The sequence below is a fragment of the Streptomyces sp. GbtcB6 genome (assembly GCF_019091475.1).
Lineage (GTDB): Bacteria > Actinomycetota > Actinomycetes > Streptomycetales > Streptomycetaceae > Streptomyces > Streptomyces hyaluromycini.
Genome location: NZ_JAGXJL010000098.1, coordinates 1 through 19,438, shown reverse-complemented (window position 1 = coordinate 19,438; position 19,438 = coordinate 1). Strand labels below are relative to the sequence as shown.

The following is a 19,438-nucleotide window of genomic DNA, read 5'->3' as shown; positions in this document are numbered from 1 at the left end:
TCCCCACCCGACACCACCAACCGCCACAGATCCTCCGGCGACCCCACACCACCCGGATACCGGCACCCCATCCCCACGATGACGACGGGGTCGTCGTCCCCGGCGACGGTGGCCGGGGTCTGCGGGACGAGGGGACTCCGCCGCTCGTGCAGGAGTTCGGAGCGCAGGTAGCCGATGACGGCCGCGGTCGTGGGCTGGTCGAAGACGAGCGTGGCCGGCAGCCGGATTCCGGCCGCCGCGCTCAGTTTGTTGCGCAGTTCCACGCCCGTGAGGGAGTCGAAGCCGAGGTCCTTGAACGTACGGGAGGCGTCGACGGCGTCCGGGGAGGAGTAGCCCATGATGGCGGCGACCTGGGTGCGGACGACTTCGTCCACCAGCCGCTCGGCGTCGTCCCCGGACAGGTCCGCGATTCGCCGGGCGAGGCCGGTGGCGGGCGTGCCGGTCGCGGGGTGCGGCTGCGCGGCGGAGGCCCGGCGCCTGGGCAGGGTGACCAGGCCGCGCAGGGCGCCGGGCAGTTCCTCCTCGGCCGCCCTGGTGCGCAGGGCGGCGCGGTCGAAGCGGGCGGGGACGACGACGGGCGCGTCCACCGCCCGGGCCGTGCCGAGCGCGGCGAGCCCTTCGTCCACGCCGAGCGGCTGCAGGCCGAGGCGGCGGAGCCGGGCCCGGTCGGCGTCGTCGAGGCCCCGGATCAGCCCCTCCTCGTGGTCCCACGGTCCCCAGGCGAGCGAGAGGGCGGGCAGCCCTTGGGCCCTGCGCCGGTGGGCGAGACCGTCGAGAAAGGCGTTGGCCGCCGCATAGGCGGCCTGGCCGCCGTTGCCGACCGTGCCGATCACGGAGGAGAACAGGACGAAGTCCGAAAGTCTCTGATGCTTCGTCAGCTCGTGCAGGTTCAGTGCCGCGTCCACCTTGGGGCGCAGCACCCGCTCGATCTGCTCCGGGGTCAGCGTGGCGACGACGCTGTCGTCCAGGACGGCGGCGGCGTGCACGACGGCGGTCAGCGGATGCTCGTCGGGGATGCCGGCGAGCAGTGCGGCCAGGGCGTCCCGGTCGGCGACGTCACAGGCCGCGACGGTCACGTGCACGCCCGACGCCCGCAGGTCGGCGGCGAGTTCGACGGCACCCTCGGCGCCGGAACCACCGCGGCTGACCAGGAGCAGATGGCGCACGCCCTGTTCGGCGGCCAGGTGACGGGCCACCAGGGAGCCGAGCCCGCCGGTGCCGCCGGTGATCAGCACGGTACCGCCGGACTCCCACGCGGGAGCCGGGCCGGCCGGGATCCGCGACCGTTGCAGCCGGGGAACCAGGACGGAGCCGTTGCGCAGGGCGAGTTCGGGTTCCCCGGAGGCGAGCGCGGCGGGCAGCGAGCGCAGTGACTCCCGCTCGCGGCCCAGGTCCAGCAGGCCGACCCGGCCGGGGTACTCGGCGCGCACGGACCGTAGCAGGCCCCACAGCGCGGCGCCCACCAGGTCGGGGTCGTCGCCGGCCGTGCCGGTGGCCACGGCCCCGCGGGTGGCGAGCACCAGCCGGGAGCCGGCGAGCCGGTCGTCCTCCAGCCAGGACCGCACCCGGGCGAGGGTGTCCCCGACGGCGGTGCGAACGGCTTCGGCGACCGCGCCGGCCGGGCCGGCGACCGGCGGCGTGGGGCACTGTACGAGGACCGCCTCGGGGGTGGCGGAACCGGTCGCCTCGATCAGCGCGGTCATGTCCGGGTGGACCACCACTCCCGCGTCGGCGGTGGTGAGGGCGGCGGCCAGGCCGGCGTCTCCCGCCACGGCCCACCGGCCGGACCGCGCGTCGCCCGCGGTGAGCGCCAGGCGGGTCCAGTCGATCTGGAAGAGTGCCTCCTGAGCGGGTGTTCCGGCCGCACGGCGTACCGCTTCCTCGGGCAGGAGGGCCAGGGTGACGGCGTCGACCGTGGCGAGCGGCAGGCCCGCGCCGTCGGCCACGGTGAGCGAGAAGGGACCGGCCGCACCGGTCCGGGCTGCTCCGGCGGCGGGGGCGATCCGGACCCGCAGGGTCTCCGCTCCGGCCGCGTGCACGGCGATGCCCTTCCACTCGGTGGGCAGCCACACCGCGGTGGGATCGGTGCCGGCGGAGGACGCCCGGTTCGCGGCGAGCGCGTACAGGGCGGTGTCGAGCAGGCCGGGGTGCACGGCGAAGCGGGCGGCTCCGTCGCGGTGTTCGGCGTCGAGGGCCACCTCGGCGAGGAGGTCCTCGCCCAGGGTCCAGGCCGCCCGCAGGGTCGCGAAGGCCGGGACGAGGGGCGTCTCGCGGTCGTCGGCGGCGATCGGTGCGGCCCCGGCGGGAGGCCAGACGCTCAGGTCGGACCGGACTTCGGGACGGGCCGGGACGAGGGTGCCGGCGGCATGCCGGGTCCAGGAGACGTCCGTGTCGGTGTCCTCGGGCCGGGAGTGCACGGAGAACGCGCGCCGCCCTTCGGCGTCCGGCGCTCCGACGCCGACCTGGAACCGCGCCCCGCCGTCCGCGGGCAGAACCAGCGGTGACTCCAGCGTCAGTTCCTCGATGTGAGCGGCGCCCGTCTCGGCACCCGTCTGCAGGGCCAGTTCCACGAAGACACCGGCGGGCACCACGATCTCGTCGTACACGCGGTGGTCGCCGAGCCAGGGCTGGGCCTGCGCGGACAGCCGTCCGGTCAGGATGAGTTCCCCGGCCTCGGCGCGTGGTACGACCGCTCCGAGCAGCGGGTGGTCGATCGGGGCGAGTCCCGCCGAGCTGACGTCGGCGCCCGTACGCTCCGGGGCCTGCAGCCAGTAGGAGCGGCGCTGGAAGGGGTACGTGGGCAGGGGGACGCGGCGGCGGCCCCGGTCGGCCGTCGTGCGGTGCCAGTCCACGGTGGTACCGCGGACGTGCAGTTCGGCGAGCACGCCGAGCAGCGCGGGGACCTCCGGCCGGCCGTGCCGCGCCGTCGGCAGGAAGGCGGTCTCCTCCTCGTGCTCCGCGGACACGCAGTCGCGGCCCATCGCCGCGAGCACCGCGTCCGGTCCCACCTCCAGGAAGGAGCGGACCCCCCTTTCCTCGAGCGCGCGCATGCCGTCGTGGAAGCGGACGGCCTCCCGGGCGTGGCGCACCCAGTAGTCGGGGGTGCTGATCTCCTGCGCGGAGACGAGCCGCCCGGTGAGGTTGGACACCACGGGAATGCTCGGGGGCTCGTAGGCGAGTCCGGAGGCGACCTCGCGGAAGGCGTCGAGCATCGGGTCCATGCGCGGCGAGTGGAAGGCGTGGCTGACACGCAGTCGCTTGGTCTTGCGCCCCCGCTCGCGCCACTGCTCGGCGACGGCGAGCACGGCGTCCTCGTCACCGGCGAGCACGGTGGACAGCGGGCCGTTGACCGCCGCGACGGAGACCTGGCCCTCCCGTCCGGCGAGGGTGGGCAGGATCTCCTGCTCCGAGGCCTGGACGGACACCATCGCGCCGCCGGACGGCAGTTGCTGCATCAGTCTGCCGCGGGCCGCGACGAGGGCGCAGGCGTCCGGGAGGGAGAGGACGCCGGCGGCGTGTGCCGCGGCCAGTTCGCCGACCGAGTGGCCGAGGACGACGTCGGGGGTGACACCCCAGTCCTCCAGCAGGCGGAACAGGGCCGTCTCGTACGCGAAGAGCGCGGCCTGCGTGTATCCGGTGAGGTGCAGCAGGCCGGCGTCCTCGGAGTCCTCCGCGAGGAACATCAGGTCCCGGACGGAGCGGTCGAGGTGCCGGTCGAGCAGGGCGCAGACGTCGTCGAGGGCGGCGGCGAAGACCGGGTAGGTGTCGTACAGTGCGCGGCCCATACCGGCCCGCTGGCTGCCCTGTCCTGTGAAGAGGAAGGCCAGTTCGCCGGGCCGGACCGTACCGGCCGCCGCTCCGGCGGGAGTCTCTCCGGAGGCGAGCGAGGACAGCCCGGTGAGCGCCTCGTCCCTGTCGGCGGCGAGCAGCACGGCGCGGTGCTCGAAGTGGGTGCGTGTGGTCGCCAGCGAGTGGGAGACGTCGCCGAGGCTCTGGTCGGGGTGGGTCTCGAGGTGGGTGCGCAGCGCGCCTGCCTGGGCGCGCAGTGCGTCGGCGGTCCGGCCGGACACCGGCACGGGGGTGGGCATCCCGGGGGTGCGGGCGGGGGCGGACCGGTCCGGGGTCCGCGCGCTCTCCGAGGCGGGGGTCCAGTCCGAGAGGACGAGGTGGCAGTTGGTACCGCCCATGCCGAAGGAGGAGACGCCGGCCAGCACCGGGGTGCCGTCGGGGGTGTCCAGCGGGCTGAGGCCGTCGTTGACCCGCAGCCTCAGCTCGTCGAGCGGGATGGACGGGTTGGCGGAGCGGAAGTTGAGGCTGGGGACGAGGGTCCGTTCCCGTACGCAGAGCACCGCCTTGATCAGGCCCGCGATGCCGGCGGCGCCCTCCAGGTGCCCGATGGCGGGCTTGACGGAGCCGACGAGCAGGGGGGAGTCGGCGGCCCGTCCGCTGCCGGCACCGAGCACGGTGCCGAGCGCGGCCGCCTCGATGGGGTCGCCGAGCGGGGTGCCGGTGCCGTGCAGTTCGACGAAGCGTACGGCCTCGGGGGCGACGCCGGCCTGGTCGTAGGCGCGGCGCAGCACGTCCTCCTGCGCGGCCCGGCTGGGGGCGGTGAGGTTGTCGCCGCCCCCGTCGTTGTTGACAGCTCCGCCGCGGATGAGGCCGTGGATGGTGTCGCCGTCGGCGAGCGCCCGGCTCAGCGTCTTCAGGACGACGACGCCGCCGCCCTCACCGCGCACATAACCGTTGGCGCGTTCGTCGAAGGTGTACGTGCGGCCCTCGGGTGACAGGGCGCCGAACTTCTCGGCCACCACGAAGCCCTCGGGCACCAGGTTCAGGCTGACTCCGCCGGCCAGTGCCAGCGCGCAGTCGCCCTTGCGGAGACTCTCGCAGGCGAGCTGGACGGCGACCAGCGAGGACGACTGGGCCGAGTCCACGACCAGGCTGGGGCCGCGCAGGCCGAGGAGGTAGGAGATGCGGTTGGCGATGATGCTCCGGCTGACGCCGGTGATGGTGTGGTGGGAGACCGATTGGGCCCCGTACTGGTGGACGAGCCTGGCGTAGTCGTCCCAGATCGCGCCGAGGTAGACACCGGCCCGCGTGCCCTTGATCGCGGCCGGGACGAGGCCGGCGTTCTCCAGCGCTTCCCAGGCGAGTTCGAGCATGAGCCGCTGCTGCGGGTCGGCGCTCGCCGCCTCACGGGGCGTGATGCCGAAGAACTCGGGGTCGAACGCGTCGACGCTGTCCAGGAATCCGGCCGGCCTGATCACCGTGTCGCCGGGCAGACCGGGCCGCCCGTCGGGCACCCGGTCGGACACGGCGCTCTCACCGGCGTGCAGCAGCTGCCAGTACGCCTCCGGCCCGGGGGCCCCGGGGAAGCGGCAGGACATTCCTACGACGGCGATGGGTTCCCCCGGCACCGTGTCGACTTCCGGACGTCCGGACACGGATGCAGTGGCCATGGTGTGGCTCTTCCTTTCGGCGACCGCGCGCGGCAGGGCCATCGCGCGCAGGAACGTGCTCGGATACCTCGTGGCGGCGGGCCCGGGCTCACCCCGGTACCCGCGCGGATGTCGGGCGTACGCGGGTCAGGCGTAGTCGTAGAAACCGCGGCCGGACTTCTTGCCCAGCAGACCGCCCTCGACCATGCGGAGCAGCAGCGGCGGAGGCGCGTACAGCGGCTCCTTGAACTCCTCGTACATCGCCTCGGCGATCGAGACCGTGGTGTCGAGGCCGATGAGGTCGGCCAGGCGCAGCGGTCCCATCGGGTGCGAGCAGCCCTCGACCATGCCCTGGTCGATGACCTCGGCCGTGGCGAGACCGGAGTCGACCATCCGGATGGCGGAGAGCAGGTAGGGGAACAGGAGGGCGTTCACCACGAAGCCCGCTCGGTCCGGCGAACTGATCGGCTTCTTGCCGAGCACGTCCGACACGAACGTCAGGGCACGTGCGGTGGCCCGGCTGTCCGTGACCACCGAGTCGATCAGTTCGACCAGCGGCAGGACCGGCACGGGATTGAAGAAGTGCATCCCGAGCACCTGGGCCGGACGGCTGGTGGCCCGGGCGAGCCGCACGATGGGGATGGAGGACGTGTTCGAGGCGAGGATGGCGTCCGGGTCCTCGACGATCTTGTCGAGGTCGGCGAAGAGGTCCAGCTTGAGCTGTTCGTTCTCTTTGACCGCCTCGATCACCAGCTGCCGGTCGGCGAGTTCGCCCAGGTCGCTGGTGAAGGACACCCGGCCCAGGGCGTCGTCGCGTTCCCGCTCGGTGAGCTTGCCCTTGGCGACCCCGCGTTCCAGGGACCGGGTCAGCCGCTGGGGTCCGGACACCAGGGAGGCGTCGGAGGAGACCGCGACGGTGACGTCCAGGCCCGCCTTGGCGCACAGTTCGGCGATTCCCGTCCCCATGATGCCGCTGCCGACGACCCCTACCCGGTGGATGCCCGGGTGGATGTCCGCAGGTGTGGTGAGTGCGTCGCTGAACGTGGTCATGCGCCGGTCCCCCAGGTCAGAAGTGATGCACCGATGGCCATGCCGCCGCCGAACCCGGCGAGCAGCACCAGATCCCCGGCGGACAGCGCCCCGGTGCGGTTGGCCTCGTCGAGGGCGACCGGTACCGATGCGCTGCCCACATTCCCGTACTTCCTCAGCGTGCGGTGGGTGTGGGCGTTGACGAGACCCGCGCGCTCGACCACCTCGCTGAGCATCACGCCGTTGGCCTGGTGCGGCACGAAGTGGTGCACGTCGGCGAGTTCCACGCCGACGCTCTCCGCCAGTTCCGCCAGTGCCCGGGGCACGTTGTCGGCGACGAAGTCCCGTACGGCGCGGCCGTCCATCCGGAAGAAGTGGCCGCCTTCCGCGACGGTCTCCGCCGTCGCCGGGTTCCGGCTGCCGCCGGCCTCCACGCGGATCAGTTGGTGGGCGTCGCCGCGGCTGGTCAGGGCGGTGTCGATGATGCCGTACGGTGCGGGGACCGCGCCGACGACCGCCGCACCGGCGCCGTCGGCGAACAGGACGGCCGTCCTGCGGTCGTCGAAGTCGAGGATCCGGGAGTACAGGTCGGCTCCGATGACCAGCGCACGCCTGTCGGGGTTGAGCGCGATCAGGCTGCGGGCCAGGGCCAGCGCGTACACGAAGCCGCTGCAGACGACGTTCACGTCGAAGCACGCGGCGCCGTAGGCCCCCAGCCCGTGCTGCACGAGGTACGACGTCGGCGGCTGGGGAAAGTCACCGGTCGAGGTGGAGACGATGATGTAGTCGATCTCGTCCGCGGACAGCCCGGCCTGCTCCATGGCGGCGGCGCCGGCGCGGATTGCCAGGTCGGATGTCGCCTCGTGCGGAGCTGCGTAGCGCCTCGACTGTATCTGGGTCTTCCGTTCGATCCACTCGGGGGTGACGCCGACGCGCTCGGCGACCTCGTCGTTGCCGACTTCACGCTTGGGCAGGTAGGAGCCGGTCGAGAGAATTCCTATATTGTGGTCCGTCACGTCAGACAGCCCCTTCGAGCACCGCGGACGCATTCCAGTCCACATTTGCTCCGGTGTTCCGGAGGGGGTTGAGTCTTGCTTCCCCGATACGCGCCCGCGTCTCGGGGTCCGTGACCCCGAGTCCTTCCCGGGGCGCGAGGCAGAGAACGCCGACCTTTCCGGTGTGCTTGTTCTCCTGGACCAGTCGGGCCGCTTCGCCCACCTCGTGCAGCGGATAAACCTCGGAGACGATCGGCGACAGATGACCGAGCCGGAAAAGACGATTGCATTCGGCCTGTTCCTGGAGATTCGCGGCGTGGCTGCCGACGATGCGCTTCAGGTTCATCCACAGATACCGGTTGTCGAAATGGTGGTCGTATCCGGTGCTGGAGCCGCAGGTGACGACGGTTCCGCCCTTGCGTACCACGAAGACGGAGATGCCGAATGTCGCCCGGCCGATGTAGTCGAACACGACGTGCGGGTCCTCGCCGAGCTGCCGCCGGATCTCCCGGCCGAGGCGCTTGCCCAGTTCGATGGTCCGTTCCGGGGTGGGGGCGGCGTCCTGGCCCATGCCGATGTCGTTGCGGTTGATGATCACATCGCAGCCGAGCCGGCGCAGCACCTCGGCCTTGCGCTCGGAACTGACCACGCCCACCGCGATGCCGCCGGCGTTCTTCACCATCTGCACGGCGTACGCGCCCAGGCCGCCGGTGGCGCCCCAGATCAGCACGATGTCGCCCTGCTTGATGCGCGCGCCCTTGTCGCTGACGAGCATGCGGTAGGAGGTCGCCGCGGTGAGCAGGACTCCGGCGGCCTCCTCCCAGGTCAGGTGGGCGGGCTTGGGCAGCAGCTGGCCGGCGCGCACGACGGCGAAGTGGGCCAGTCCGCCGAAGTTGGTCTCGTAGCCCCAGATGCGCTGTTCGGTGCCGAGCATCGCGTCGGCGTGCGACGCCGGTTCCTGCTCGTCGACCTGGACACAGCTGACCACCACGTGGTCACCGACGCGCCAGCGGCGCACGCCCGCTCCGACGCGGACCACGATCCCGGCCGCGTCCGAACCCACGACGTGGTGGGGCAGGTCGTGGCGGGCCGCGTAGCCGCCCTGCCGGCCGTATCGCTTCAGGAATTCGAAGGTGGGCACCGGCTCGAACGTGGCCGACCACACCGTGTTGTAGTTGATCGAGCTGGCCCTCACCGCGACGACGACCTCGTCGGGCGCAATCTCGGGCATCGGCACCCGGCCGACATGAAGTGTGTCGCGGACGTCCTTTTCCGCGACATCACCGAATTTCTCGACGTCCGACGCACGCAGGTGTGCGGCCAGATATTCGGCGGGCAGCTCATGCCGTTCCAGCTCGCCCGGGTCGGCGCCGTCGAGCAGAGCTTCGACCAAAGAGCTCATTGTCCCCCTCCTCGATCAGCGAGCAGCCGACAGCGCGCAACGAATTCACCCTTGAAGACGTCACGCGACTGCTGCTCGGTCAAAGACATGGCGGCGCGGGAAATGAACTCGCCTTCACCGCACCAAGATTTACTGAATCACCCCGGGTAGCGACTACGGTACGCATTCCACACCCCCACCCCCTACCCTTAACCGCCCCCTAGCCGGGACCCCACCAGCGCGGTCGGCAGCCCCCAGTCCGCCGATTCGGGCGGGCTCAGCGAGGCCGACTTCGTCACCGTCCGACACACTCACGCCGACCGGCTCACGGCACCGGGACGGGCCTACACCCTGACGGGACTACTGCGCCGCGGAATGCGCGGGCGCCGCCTACCGGTGCCGGCACGGCCGCTCCAGCGCCGCCCCGCCCCTCCCCCACCGGACACCCAACGCCTACGTCCGCGAAGACCAAGCCGGCCAGAACGACAGAACACCCGCGCCCGGCTGGAAGCCGGAGGCGAGTGTCAGTCCGCCCTGCCCGCGAAACGGAGCTCAGGGGGCGAAGATGTGCCCGAGGGGCGAGTTGACCACTGACGATACGGTCGTGGTCGCGCAAGGACACCTCGTGGTGCAAGGTCCGCGGTGCGCTCCCCGCGTCTCCTCATGTCGGGCAAGGCCTCACCGACGGTGGACACTGACGGCATAGCCGCCGCCGTCGTAAGGGACAGCGTCCCAGGTGGCGAAGCGGTCCACGCGGCTGAGGCCGGCCGCGGCGCAACAGTCGTCGTACTCCGCCAGGGTGATGCCTGGCGGCACCGGCAGATGGGCTTCGTCCAGGCCGAAGCCGGCGACCATCAGACCACCCGGGCGCAGGACTGCGGCCAGGCGCTCGACCACCGTGGCCTCGGTGCCAGCCGCGAGCAACGGGAAAACGTTGCCTGCAGCGACCACGAGATCGAAGTCCGCCGCGATGCCGAGCAGGTCCGACTCGAACTCAGCCAGATCGATCTGGAACCAGGGCAGTTCCGGCGCCCGCTTCTGCGCCACCGCCAGCATCGACGCATCAAGATCCACCCCGACACAGTCGTACCCGAGCTGTGCAAGCCGGATCATGACCCGTCCGGTACCGCACCCGGCGTCCAGCACCCGCGCTCCGGCGGGCATGAGCGCTGCGCAGAACCGCGCCTCACCGTGCACGTCCTGTCCGCCACGGGCCAGAGCCGCGAACCGCGCAGCGTAGTCCTGTCCGGATGTCCCCCCGGTCAACTCCTGCCAACGGCTCATGGCGCCAACTCTAGGTCGTCCGTGTGCCACTCGAAGACGGGGCTGGGTCCGCGGCGCCGCAGGCCGTCACAGAAAAGGGCGGGAAGGCCGGCAGCCGTCGGCGCGACGACGTCATCGGCACAGCCGACACCCGGACAGGCGGCGGGTGGTGGCGGACATCTTCCCGGAAACCCTGCTGCTCCGGCGGTCGTGCACGAGACCTGGAGGCCGACGTCGTGGCCTCGGCCTTCACTGCGTGCAACGGACTCGGCGACCCTCATCAATCCGCAACTAATAGTTGCGCGTAAGCGCCTCACGACGTACGCTGACATGCAACCAATGGTTGCGAAAGGGTTCGGGCATGGAGTACGGCAGTATCGAGCGCGACATCCACGTCGACGCATCACCCGAGGTGGTCTTCGAGGTCATCAGCCGACCGGAGCACATGCGAGAGTGGTGGCCGGACGACGCCCGGTTCAAGCCCGTCGAAGGGGCGCCCGGTGAGCTCTTCTGGCGTGACGAGGCGACCGGGGAGACGATGACCGTCACGCTCACCGTCGTCGAGGTCGACCCGCCGTCGCGGTTCTCGTTCCGATGGTGCTATTCCGAAACCGATCGCGGCGGGGACTCACTGCTGGTCACCTTCGACCTGGAGCCGACAGAGCGAGGGACCCGGGTGCGGATGACAGAGACCGGGTTCCGCGAGATGGGCTGGGAGATCGCCGTCCTCGAGGAGCAGTACCGCGAGCACGCGAGCGGCTGGGACCACTACATCCCCCAGCTGGGCACGTACATCGCGCGGCTGGTGTCGACCCCATGAGCGCGCCGGTGGACGACGAGCTGTGGTCGGCGATCGGCGACCCGACCCGGCGCACCCTGATCGACCTGCTCCTCGCGTCCGGGCCCGGCACGGCCACCTCACTCAGCGCGGGCCTCCCCCTCACGCGGCAGGCCGTGTCGAAACACCTCGCCGTCCTCGACCGGGCCGGGCTGGTCCACGCCGAGCCGGCCGGTCGCGAGCGGCGCTACCACGTCGACGAGGCACAGCTCGCCCGCGCGGCCGCGCAACTGGCCTCGGTCGGCGCCACCTGGGACGCCCGACTCCGCCGGATCAAACGCATCGCGGAGGCGATCGAACGCAGCCGCAACAACACCGAAGGAGAATGAACATGGTCGACATCCTGCATCGAATCGGCGCCGTCGCGTCGCTGGACGACGTCTATCAGGCCATCGCAACCCCCGAGGGCATCGCCGGCTGGTGGACGACCGACACCACCGGCAAGAGCGAGGTCGGCGGCCGGCTGGCGTTCCGGTTCGGCGACGTCGGCGGCTTCGACATGGAGATCCTGGAGCTCGACCCCGCCGGCCGGGTGCGGTGGCGCGTCACGGACGGACCCGCGGAGTGGGTCGGGACTGAGATCGACTGGAGCCTCAGCCGGCGCGACGAGTACACGATCGTCCTGTTCACACACGAGGGCTGGCGCGAGCCGGTCGAGTTCATGCACCACTGCAGCACGAAGTGGGCGACCTTCCTGATGAGCCTCAAGGAGTTCGTGGAGACCGGACACGGCAGTCCGGCGCCCGACGACGTCCGTATCAGCGACTGGCACTGACGGCGGGAGTGGAGCGCTCGGCGCCACCGGGCGCTGATCGGTGAGCGCGCTCACGTTCCCCGCCCGGGTCGGCCGCCCACGGTGATCCCAGCACGCCTCGGGCACGTGGAAAGACCGCCGGCCGTGTCCGTACCCGTATGGGAGTTCACCGACAGCCACGCGGCGACCTGCACCTTGCCGGAGACTCTCCGCAACGGCCGGTGGAGACCGGGTCCCGTCGGGCGTCTCCCGCAGCCGGCGACTCACCGGTCGAGCGAAGGCCGGCTCACGCACGACTGCGTCACTCGGCCTGCGGGGCGCTCCTCATGGGTCGCAGCGCAGCGGCGCCGGCCCGCACCATCGCGGACACCGGTGCCCCTGCCCACCGCACGAGGTCACGCGGCAAGCCGGTGTCGAGCTCGATGGTCACCCGCACGTACCGGGTGTGCAGCTGGGTGACTTTGACGGGACGCGGTACGACGGCGTCCGGTCCGCGCTGCAATGCGGCCCGGTAGGTGTCCTTGCGCTGATTCATGCCTTGTCCTGTCGCTTGATGAGTTCGTCTGCGAGGTCCATGTACGCCGAGGCTTTGACCACCACCGGACTTCCGAATGACTGGGCGTACAGGTCGAGTCGCGGAATGTGCGTGGACAACACGTCGAATCCCCGCTCGGTGAGAGCTTCGCGGGCGTCGGCGTCGGGGCCGGTACGCGTGGCGTCGGCTCGATTCGTTCGGTTCAGCAGAACGGCGGCGTGGGCCGGCTGGACGCGCAAGGACTGTACGTCGCCCATCTCGCCACCGATGGGCGCCATGCGATCCAGCTCGATGGGAGCCGGAGTCACCGGCACGATCCATTCGCTTGCGTACCGCATGATGCTGCGGGCGATGTGCGCGTGGTCCTCCAACTGCGGAGCGTCGAATACGACGGCCTGCCGGTCGCCCAGGAAGTCGTTCACGCGCCGGTGCACATCGCCCACCGGAAGGGCGACCACGGGAAACGGGAAGCCACCTGCCAATTCGCTCCAGCGCAGCGCGGAGGAGGCGGGGTCGCCGTCGACCAGTAGCGGTGGGAAACCCGACTCGTGAAGTGCGTGGGCCAACCAGACTGCGCTGGTCGTCTTTCCCACCCCGGGCTTCAGGTTCACAAAGGCATAGCTCAGCGACACACGAGTCAACGTATGCTCGCGAGCGGCTGCCTGCCGTCCACTCGGGGCACACAACGCCATCATTCACCCTGAGGCGCCGGTGAACCATTCGTATGGGCCAGTACGCAAGACGCAAGGCCCGAAGGGCGGCCACGCCGAGTAGACGTTCAGGCTCCCGGACTGCGACGGCCAGTTGTCCTGACCTCCGGCTGGGCTCGATCCGTTGGCGGAATCCCCGCTCGACGCCCGTCCTGGCCGTCCTCCGACGATGGTGACGGGTCGGGACCGCCGCTGAGGCTGGGCGGCAGGAACTGGGCATGCTTTGATCGCGGGTATTCCACTCCGTCGTCGCGATCGGCCCGGTAGTCGAGGCTTCGATCCACGGACTTAAGACGGTGCCAGGCGTCGTTGATGACTTCGGACCAGGTGTGCACTTGTACGCGGTGATCATGGAAAGGCACGGAAAATGAGTGGCAGCGGCTACCGACGGCTTCCGTCTCAACCCTCGACAGCAACGGCCTGTGATCATCGGACCCGACATCTCCGGCCGCTTGACGATCGATAGGAGCTTCAGGGTCAAGCTAAGAGTCGGCCAGCAGGTCGCGCGCGAAGCGGTGGGCCGGTCTTTCGAGCGCGCTCCGGAGTTCGAAGAAGAGATCTGCGGCCTTCGTCCCGGACCACGTCGTTGGCAGGAGGGCACTGGGGAGCCCGGGGTCGAGGTAGGGAAATCGCCGCCATGCCGTCAGAACGTGGACGTAGTCGACGAACGCGTCCCGGTCTGACAGCGTGTTCCTCTCATGGTCTGCCCACCGCCCAGCCATTGGCGTGAACTCGGCAACGAAATCGTCGTACAGCTTCTGGAGTGCTTCGAGGTCCCACCAGTGGCCGACTAGTTCGGCCGGGTCTCCGAAAGCCACGTAGTCGCCGTAGAAGAGGTTGACGTACTGGTCCAAGCCGTGCCTTTGCAGGTGGTCCCGGGTGTCGGCGAGCGCATGACCGGGAGCGATCCAGACCCCCGATGAGACGGTGCCGAAGCCCAGCCAGGTGAGCCGGGAGCGGAGTTGGTAGCGGTGCCTCCGCTCGCTCTCCGGCACTGAGAAGACGGCGATGACCCAGCCGTCGTCGCGGGCGGCGTGGCGCTCGAAGATCCGGCGGTCGCCGGTGTGGAGGACGGAGCGGGCGTAGGGGGAGAGCGCGTAGCCCGCCCGGCCGTGGCGCCGCTCCGAGACCAGGATCTCGCGGCGCTTGAGACGGGAGATGGATGAGCGGACCGCCTGGTCGTCGACATCGAGCACGGAGAGGAGCTGGATCAGAGTGCTCACACTGATCCAGCCGCCGCCCTCGCGGGCGTACAGGCCGTACACCGTCACGATCAGGGATCGCGGCGGTGTCGCCTGGTTGGGGTTGTCGTCATCGAGGTCGCTCAAGCTCACGAACGCGGGATTCTACTGGGCTCAGTCCTCCCGTCCGTATGTGTCTTGGCCGCCAGCGCTTGGCGCCAGCCGGACGGCCACGGTGCGCTGTTTCCGGTCTGCTTGTCGGGGACGTGCGCGGTGACGTAACTGCCCCGGGCAGCACGCTGCCGCGGGCAACCAGCGCGGGCCGCCCGCCACACCTCGAAACCGAAGGTCATCGAGGACCGGCCGAGACGGACGAGTTCCACCCGCGCCTCGATCTCCTCGCCGAACCGGAGAGGTGCCTCGAACTGCACCTCGTAGCGCACCCTGGGCGCCACCGCGAAGTAGTCCAGGAGGCCGCGCTCCCGCATCAGAGCAGCCTCCGCTGCCTCCGCGAACCTCACGACGGAGGTGTTGTGGTAGATCCCGGCGGCGTCGGTGTCGATCCACTCCACGCGGGTGCGGTGGACACCGAACGGGAGGCTCGGGCCGCTCATGGTGTCGTCCGGCCTGCCGTCCACCGCAGGTGGACGGCATCCTGGGAGTCATCCCCCAGCAGTGCCAGGCGCGGGCGGACCGCGTCGGTGCGCGAGGCGGGCGGCTTGCGGCGGCCGGCCGCGAACTGCGCCGGCCACTGCGCGCCCGGGCCGCGGTACTCCTGCTCGGCGGCCGCCTGCAGGGTCCACTGCGGGTTGTAGAGGTGGGTACGGCCGAGCGCGCAGAGGTCGGCGCGGCCGGCCAGCAGGATCGAGTTGACGTCGTCGTACGACGAGATCGCGCCTACCGCGATCACCGCCGCGCCCGCCGGAGCGGCGACTTCGTGCCGGATCCGGTCGGCGAACGGAGTCTGGTACGAGCGGCCGAACGCGGGCGTCTCGTCCCTGGTGACCTGGCCGGACGACACGTCGATGGCCGCCGCCCCATGGGCGATGAAGGCCCGGGCGATCTCGACCGCGTCATGCTCGGTGTTGCCGTCGGGGGCCCAGTCGGTCGCGGAGATCCGGACCGTCACCGGGCGGTCGGCCGGGAAGGCAGAGCGGACGGCGTCGAAGACCTCCAGGGGGAAGCGCAGGCGGTTCGCCAGGTCGCCGCCGTACTCGTCCGCGCGGTGGTTCGCGATTGGGGAGAGGAAGGAGGACAGCAGGTATCCGTGGGCCGCGTGCACTTCGAGCAGGTCGAAGTCCGCTGCCGCGGCCCTGCGCGCTGCTGCCGCGAAGTCGGCGACGACCGCGTCCATGTCCTGACGGGTCATCTCGCGCGGTAGGTGGCAGCCCGCGCCGTAGGGAAGTGCCGATGGGCCGAGAACCTCCCAGTTGTCCTCGTCGAGTGGCTGGTCCATGCCCTCCCACATCAGCCTGGTCGAGCCCTTGCGGCCGGCGTGGCCGAGCTGGAGCCCGATCTTCGCGGTGCTGCGCTCGTGCACGAACGAGGTGACCTTGACCCAGGCGTCGCGCTGCTCGTCGTTCCACAGGCCCGTGCAGCCCGGGGTGATCCGTGCCTCGGGTGAGACACAGACCATCTCGGTCATGACCAGGCCCGCGCCGCCGAGCGCCTTGGAACCGAGGTGGACCAGGTGGAAGTCGTCCGGTACTCCGTCCACCGCCGAGTACATGTCCATCGGGGAGAGGACGATCCGGTTCTTGAGGCCGAGCCCCCCGATCGAGAACGGCTGGAACATGGCCGGGGCCGTCTCCGGCAGGCCCTGCGCCTCGGCGAAGCCGCGCTCGATCAGGTCGGCGAAGCCGGGGCCGCGGTCCTTGAGGTTGTCGAAGGTGATCCGGCGGGAGCGGGTGAGCAGGTTGAAGCAGAACTGTGCGGGGTCCTGACCGGCGTACCTGCCGATGTTCTCGAACCACTCCAGGGATGCCTGGGCGGCGCGCTGCGTGGACTCCACCACGGGCCGTCGCTCGGTCTCGTAGGCCGTCACCGCTTCGGCCACGGCGGGGTGTTCGTGCAGGCATGCGGCGAGAGCGAGGGCGTCCTCCATCGCCAGCTTGGTGCCGGAGCCGATCGAGAAGTGAGCGGTGTGGGCGGCGTCGCCGAGCAGGACGAGGTTGCCGCTGTGCCAGCGCTCGTTGCGTACGGTAGTGAAGTTGAGCCACTTGGAGTTGTTGGTCAGCAGCTGATGGCCGGCCAGTTCCTCCGCGAAGATCTCGCGGATGCGGGCGACCGACCGCTCGTCCGAGACACCGGGCGGGAACACCTCGCCCTCGCTCGCGTCTAGGCCCGCCCTGCGCCAGACGTCCTCCGCCATCTCGACGATGAAGGTCGAGCCGGAGTCGGAGTACGGATAGCCGTGGATCTGCATGGTCCCGAACTCCGTCTGCTTGACGAAGAACTGGAACGCCTCGAAGACCCGGTCGGTGCCCAGCCACATGTACTTGTTGGACCGCTGGTCGAGGGAGGGGCCGAACGCGTCCGCGTACTTGGTCCGTACGACCGAGTTGAGGCCGTCCGCCGCGACCACCAGGTCATACGAAGAACGCAGCTCGTCCACGTCCGGGGCCAGGGTCCGGTAGTGCACCGTGACGCCGAGCCCGGCGGCCCGCTCCTGCAGGATGTGCATCAGGTCCTTGCGGGACATGGCCGCGAACCCCTGGCCGCCGACGGTGAAGGGGTGCCCATTGAACACGATGTCGATGTCGGTCCATCGGGCGAAACGATTCTCCATGGCGCTGTGGACGACCGTGTCGGCGTTCTCTATGCCTCCGAGGGTCTCGTCGGAGAAGACGACTCCGAAGCCGAAGGTGTCGTCGGGGGCATTGCGCTCCCAGACGGTGATCTCGTGGGCGGGGTCCAGCTGCTTCATCAGAGCGGCGAAGTAGAGCCCGCCCGGGCCGCCGCCCACGATCGCGATCCTCATGCCTGGGTCTCCTTCTCGATCGACTGGCGCAGCAGGTAGTGCTGCAGCTTCCCGCTGGTGTTGCGGGGCAGGGTGTCGGTGAAGCGCACCACGCGCGGGTACTTGTACGGCGCCAGCTGGGTCTTGACGTAGTCCTGGATGTCCTTGGCCTTGGCGTCGTCGCCGGCGACTCCCTCGCGCAGCACGACGAAGGCGCACACGACCGAGCCGCGTTCGGGGTCGGGTTTGGCGACCACTGCGGACTCGACGACGTCCGGGTGGGTGTCGATCGCGGCCTCGACCTCGGGGCCTCCGATGTTGTAGCCGGAGGAGACGATCATGTTGTCGGTGCGGGTGCGGTAGTGGAAGTAGCCGTCCTCGTCGCGGACATAGGTGTCGCCCGTGACGTTCCAGCCACCCACGACGTAGTCCTCCTGGCGTCGGTCGTCGAGGTAGCGGCAGCCGACCGGGCCGATCACGGCCAGGCGTCCCTCGACACCGGGGTCGGCCTCCTCGCCGTCGGGGCCGAGGACGGTGGCGCGGTAGCCGGGGACCGGTCTTCCGGTCGCTCCGGGGCGGATGTCGTCACCGGCGGCGGAGATGAAGATGTGGATCATCTCGGTGGCGCCTATGCCGTCGATGACCTTGATTCCGGTCTCGGCGTGGAGCTGCTTCCGCACCTCGTCCGGGATGTGCTCCCCGGCGCTGACCGCGGCACGCAGGCCGCGCAGCCGGTCGGCCTTGCCCGCTTTCAGGATCTGCTTGTACGCGGTCGGCGCGGTGGCGAGGACGGTCACCCCGGCGTCGGCGACGAGATCGGCGAGCGGCTCCGGCGCGACCGCCTCGGTCAGCAGTGCGCACGCGCCGGCACGCAGGGCGCAGACCACCAGGACGCCCAGGCCGAAGGTGAACGCGAACGGCGCGGTGCACGACACGAGGTCGTCGGGCAGCAGCCGGAGGATGTGTCTGCCGAAGGTGTTGTCGATGGACAGGATGTCGCGGTGGAAGTGGGTGGTGATCTTCGGTACGCCGGTGCTGCCCGAGGTGGGCCCGAACAGCGCCACGTCGTCGGCCGCCGTGTCGACCGCGGTGTACTCCGTCGGCTTCGCCGCCGCCCGGCGGGTCAGGTCGTCGGGGCCGTCACCGCCGTACGCCACGATCGTGAGGTCCGGCAGGACGGTGTCGCGTACGGCCTCGACGTCCGGAGTGAACCGGTGGTCGACCAGCGCCACGGCCGGCCGGGTCTTCTCCACGACGGGGGTGAGTTCGCGGGCGCGCAGTGCCGCCATGGTCGTCACGACGATGCCGCCGGCCTTGAGCACGCCGAGCCAGGCCGCTACGGTCCACGGGTTGTTGGGGGAGCGAAGGAGCACCCGGTTGCCGGGTATCAGACCGAGGTCCTCGGTAAGGACGTGGGCGATCTGGTTCGCGCGGCATCGCAGCTCGCCGTACGTCCACACCTCGCCCTCCGGTGTGCGCAGGGCGGGGCGGTCGGGGCCGAAGGCGGCGGCAGGGACGTCGATGATCTCCGTGGCGGCGCTGAGGCGCTCGGGGTACTGGAGGTCTGCGGTGGTGAATTCCAGGACCGGCCACAGGTGGCGCGGTGGGAGGTGGTCGCGGGCGAACGTGTCCGGGTAGGCGGAGGGCGCGAGGGACATCGGGGGTCCTTTCTGCCGGGGTCCTGTGCACCAGGTGCGGGCCGTGCAGAGAGTGGGAGTTCACGAGGGTTCAGGAAGTGGTGCGGATCAGGCCTTCCTGGACGACCGTGGCCAGGTGGATGCCGTCGGCGGTGAAGAACCGGCCGGTGGCGAGACCGCGGCCGGATTCGGCGGCGACGGCCTCCTGGGCGTACAGGAGCCAGCCGTCCACCGGGCCGGGCCGGTGGAACCACATCGCGTGGTCGAGGCTGGCGGTGACCAGTCCCGGCCGGGCCCATGACAGGCCGAGCACCCGCAGGACGGGTTCGAGGATCGTGTAGTCGCAGACATAGGCGAGGGAGGCGAGGTCGCGCTGGGCGTCGGTCAGCCCGTCGACGGGCCTCAGCTCGTCGAACGGCCTTACCCACACTGCCTGTTGGGGCACTCGCTCGCCCTCGACGGTGAGGTAGACGGGCCCGGGGACGTGCCGCATGTCGAAGCTGCGGCCGTCGCTCCAGTACTCCTGCGACGCGTCGCTCATCGTGCCCCGGGGAGCCTCGGGAACGGTGCCGGAGAGGTACGACGCCGAGCTGGGCAGCGACTCGGGGACCGGGATGCCTGTGGGCGGCTCGGCCGTGTACGTGGCTGAACCCGGTTCTCCCGCCGCGAAGGTGGCGAGGCAGACGAAGACGGGCTTGCCGTTCTGGTAGCCGCGGAC

At 70.6% G+C, this 19,438-nt stretch carries 15 protein-coding genes; 3 read left to right on the top strand and 12 right to left on the bottom strand.

Going from position 1 to position 19,438, the window contains the following annotated elements:
- The 5 genes from KVT45_RS52930 to KVT45_RS52910 form a co-directional block, all read right to left on the bottom strand.
- A partial coding sequence (locus KVT45_RS52930) for a type I polyketide synthase (RefSeq protein ID WP_217561942.1) occupies positions 1-5,459 on the bottom strand: 5,459 nt, incomplete at its 3' end.
- Between the two features lie 126 nt (positions 5,460-5,585).
- On the bottom strand, positions 5,586-6,488 hold the full coding sequence (locus KVT45_RS52925; RefSeq protein ID WP_254648665.1) for a 3-hydroxybutyryl-CoA dehydrogenase: 903 nt from the start codon (positions 6,486-6,488) through the stop codon (positions 5,586-5,588).
- Complete coding sequence (locus KVT45_RS52920; RefSeq protein WP_217561940.1) at positions 6,485-7,516, bottom strand: 3-oxoacyl-ACP synthase III family protein; 1,032 nt, start codon at positions 7,514-7,516, stop codon at positions 6,485-6,487. The genes KVT45_RS52925 and KVT45_RS52920 overlap by 4 nt, the downstream gene beginning before the upstream one ends.
- Positions 7,485-8,864 carry a crotonyl-CoA carboxylase/reductase gene (ccrA, locus tag KVT45_RS52915; protein WP_217561938.1) on the bottom strand — a complete coding sequence of 460 codons (1,380 nt, stop codon included), beginning with the start codon at positions 8,862-8,864 and terminating at the stop codon, positions 7,485-7,487. Before ccrA ends, KVT45_RS52920 begins: the two co-directional genes overlap by 32 nt.
- Before the next feature lie 657 nt (positions 8,865-9,521).
- Positions 9,522-10,127, bottom strand: a complete 606-nt coding sequence (locus KVT45_RS52910; RefSeq protein ID WP_217561936.1) for a bifunctional 2-polyprenyl-6-hydroxyphenol methylase/3-demethylubiquinol 3-O-methyltransferase UbiG — start codon at positions 10,125-10,127, stop codon at positions 9,522-9,524.
- Positions 10,128-10,467: 340 nt separating this feature from the next.
- Here KVT45_RS52910 and KVT45_RS52905 point away from each other — a divergent pair, with 340 nt between their 5' ends.
- From KVT45_RS52905 to KVT45_RS52895, 3 genes are read left to right on the top strand one after another with little or no spacing between them, the layout of a single operon-like run.
- A complete protein-coding gene (locus KVT45_RS52905; RefSeq protein WP_217561934.1) occupies positions 10,468-10,926 on the top strand; it encodes an SRPBCC domain-containing protein in 459 nt (152 codons plus the stop codon).
- Positions 10,923-11,273 carry a helix-turn-helix transcriptional regulator gene (locus KVT45_RS52900; protein WP_217561932.1) on the top strand — a complete coding sequence of 117 codons (351 nt, stop codon included), beginning with the start codon at positions 10,923-10,925 and terminating at the stop codon, positions 11,271-11,273. Before KVT45_RS52905 ends, KVT45_RS52900 begins: the two co-directional genes overlap by 4 nt.
- A 2-nt stretch (positions 11,274-11,275) precedes the next feature.
- Entirely contained in the window at positions 11,276-11,719 is a 444-nt protein-coding gene (locus tag KVT45_RS52895) for an SRPBCC domain-containing protein (RefSeq protein WP_217561930.1), read from the top strand.
- A gap of 280 nt (positions 11,720-11,999) precedes the next feature.
- Here the strand turns inward: KVT45_RS52895 and KVT45_RS52890 are convergent, their stop codons facing one another.
- The 7 genes from KVT45_RS52890 to KVT45_RS52860 form a co-directional block, all read right to left on the bottom strand.
- Positions 12,000-12,233: a hypothetical protein gene (locus KVT45_RS52890; protein ID WP_217561928.1), complete on the bottom strand. Its 234-nt coding sequence runs from the start codon at positions 12,231-12,233 to the stop codon at positions 12,000-12,002.
- Entirely contained in the window at positions 12,230-12,865 is a 636-nt protein-coding gene (locus tag KVT45_RS52885; RefSeq protein WP_308311152.1) for a ParA family protein, read from the bottom strand. The genes KVT45_RS52890 and KVT45_RS52885 overlap by 4 nt, the downstream gene beginning before the upstream one ends.
- Positions 12,866-13,425: 560 nt before the next feature.
- A complete protein-coding gene (locus tag KVT45_RS52880) occupies positions 13,426-14,277 on the bottom strand; it encodes a PaaX family transcriptional regulator C-terminal domain-containing protein (RefSeq protein ID WP_217561924.1) in 852 nt (283 codons plus the stop codon).
- A complete protein-coding gene (locus KVT45_RS52875; protein ID WP_217561922.1) occupies positions 14,274-14,738 on the bottom strand; it encodes a thioesterase family protein in 465 nt (154 codons plus the stop codon). Before KVT45_RS52875 ends, KVT45_RS52880 begins: the two co-directional genes overlap by 4 nt.
- Complete coding sequence (locus KVT45_RS52870; protein ID WP_217561920.1) at positions 14,735-17,104, bottom strand: bifunctional salicylyl-CoA 5-hydroxylase/oxidoreductase; 2,370 nt, start codon at positions 17,102-17,104, stop codon at positions 14,735-14,737. Before KVT45_RS52870 ends, KVT45_RS52875 begins: the two co-directional genes overlap by 4 nt.
- The gene (locus tag KVT45_RS52865) at positions 17,101-18,741 is read right to left on the bottom strand and encodes an AMP-binding protein (RefSeq protein ID WP_217561919.1); all 1,641 of its coding nucleotides are present in this window, start codon (positions 18,739-18,741) and stop codon (positions 17,101-17,103) included. Before KVT45_RS52865 ends, KVT45_RS52870 begins: the two co-directional genes overlap by 4 nt.
- Positions 18,742-18,811: 70 nt before the next feature.
- On the bottom strand, positions 18,812-19,438 hold a 627-nt coding region (locus tag KVT45_RS52860), incomplete at its 5' end, for an acyl-CoA thioesterase II (RefSeq protein WP_217561917.1).

Coding starts and splice junctions, on each gene's coding strand:
- KVT45_RS52925 (WP_254648665.1), bottom strand. CDS start 6,488: ATGACCACGTTCAGCGACGCACTCACCACACCTGCGGACATCCACCCG.
- KVT45_RS52920 (WP_217561940.1), bottom strand. CDS start 7,516: ATGCGTCCGCGGTGCTCGAAGGGGCTGTCTGACGTGACGGACCACAAT.
- ccrA (WP_217561938.1), bottom strand. CDS start 8,864: ATGAGCTCTTTGGTCGAAGCTCTGCTCGACGGCGCCGACCCGGGCGAG.
- KVT45_RS52910 (WP_217561936.1), bottom strand. CDS start 10,127: ATGAGCCGTTGGCAGGAGTTGACCGGGGGGACATCCGGACAGGACTAC.
- KVT45_RS52905 (WP_217561934.1), top strand. CDS start 10,468: ATGGAGTACGGCAGTATCGAGCGCGACATCCACGTCGACGCATCACCC.
- KVT45_RS52900 (WP_217561932.1), top strand. CDS start 10,923: ATGAGCGCGCCGGTGGACGACGAGCTGTGGTCGGCGATCGGCGACCCG.
- KVT45_RS52895 (WP_217561930.1), top strand. CDS start 11,276: ATGGTCGACATCCTGCATCGAATCGGCGCCGTCGCGTCGCTGGACGAC.
- KVT45_RS52890 (WP_217561928.1), bottom strand. CDS start 12,233: ATGAATCAGCGCAAGGACACCTACCGGGCCGCATTGCAGCGCGGACCG.
- KVT45_RS52875 (WP_217561922.1), bottom strand. CDS start 14,738: ATGAGCGGCCCGAGCCTCCCGTTCGGTGTCCACCGCACCCGCGTGGAG.
- KVT45_RS52870 (WP_217561920.1), bottom strand. CDS start 17,104: ATGAGGATCGCGATCGTGGGCGGCGGCCCGGGCGGGCTCTACTTCGCC.
- KVT45_RS52865 (WP_217561919.1), bottom strand. CDS start 18,741: ATGTCCCTCGCGCCCTCCGCCTACCCGGACACGTTCGCCCGCGACCAC.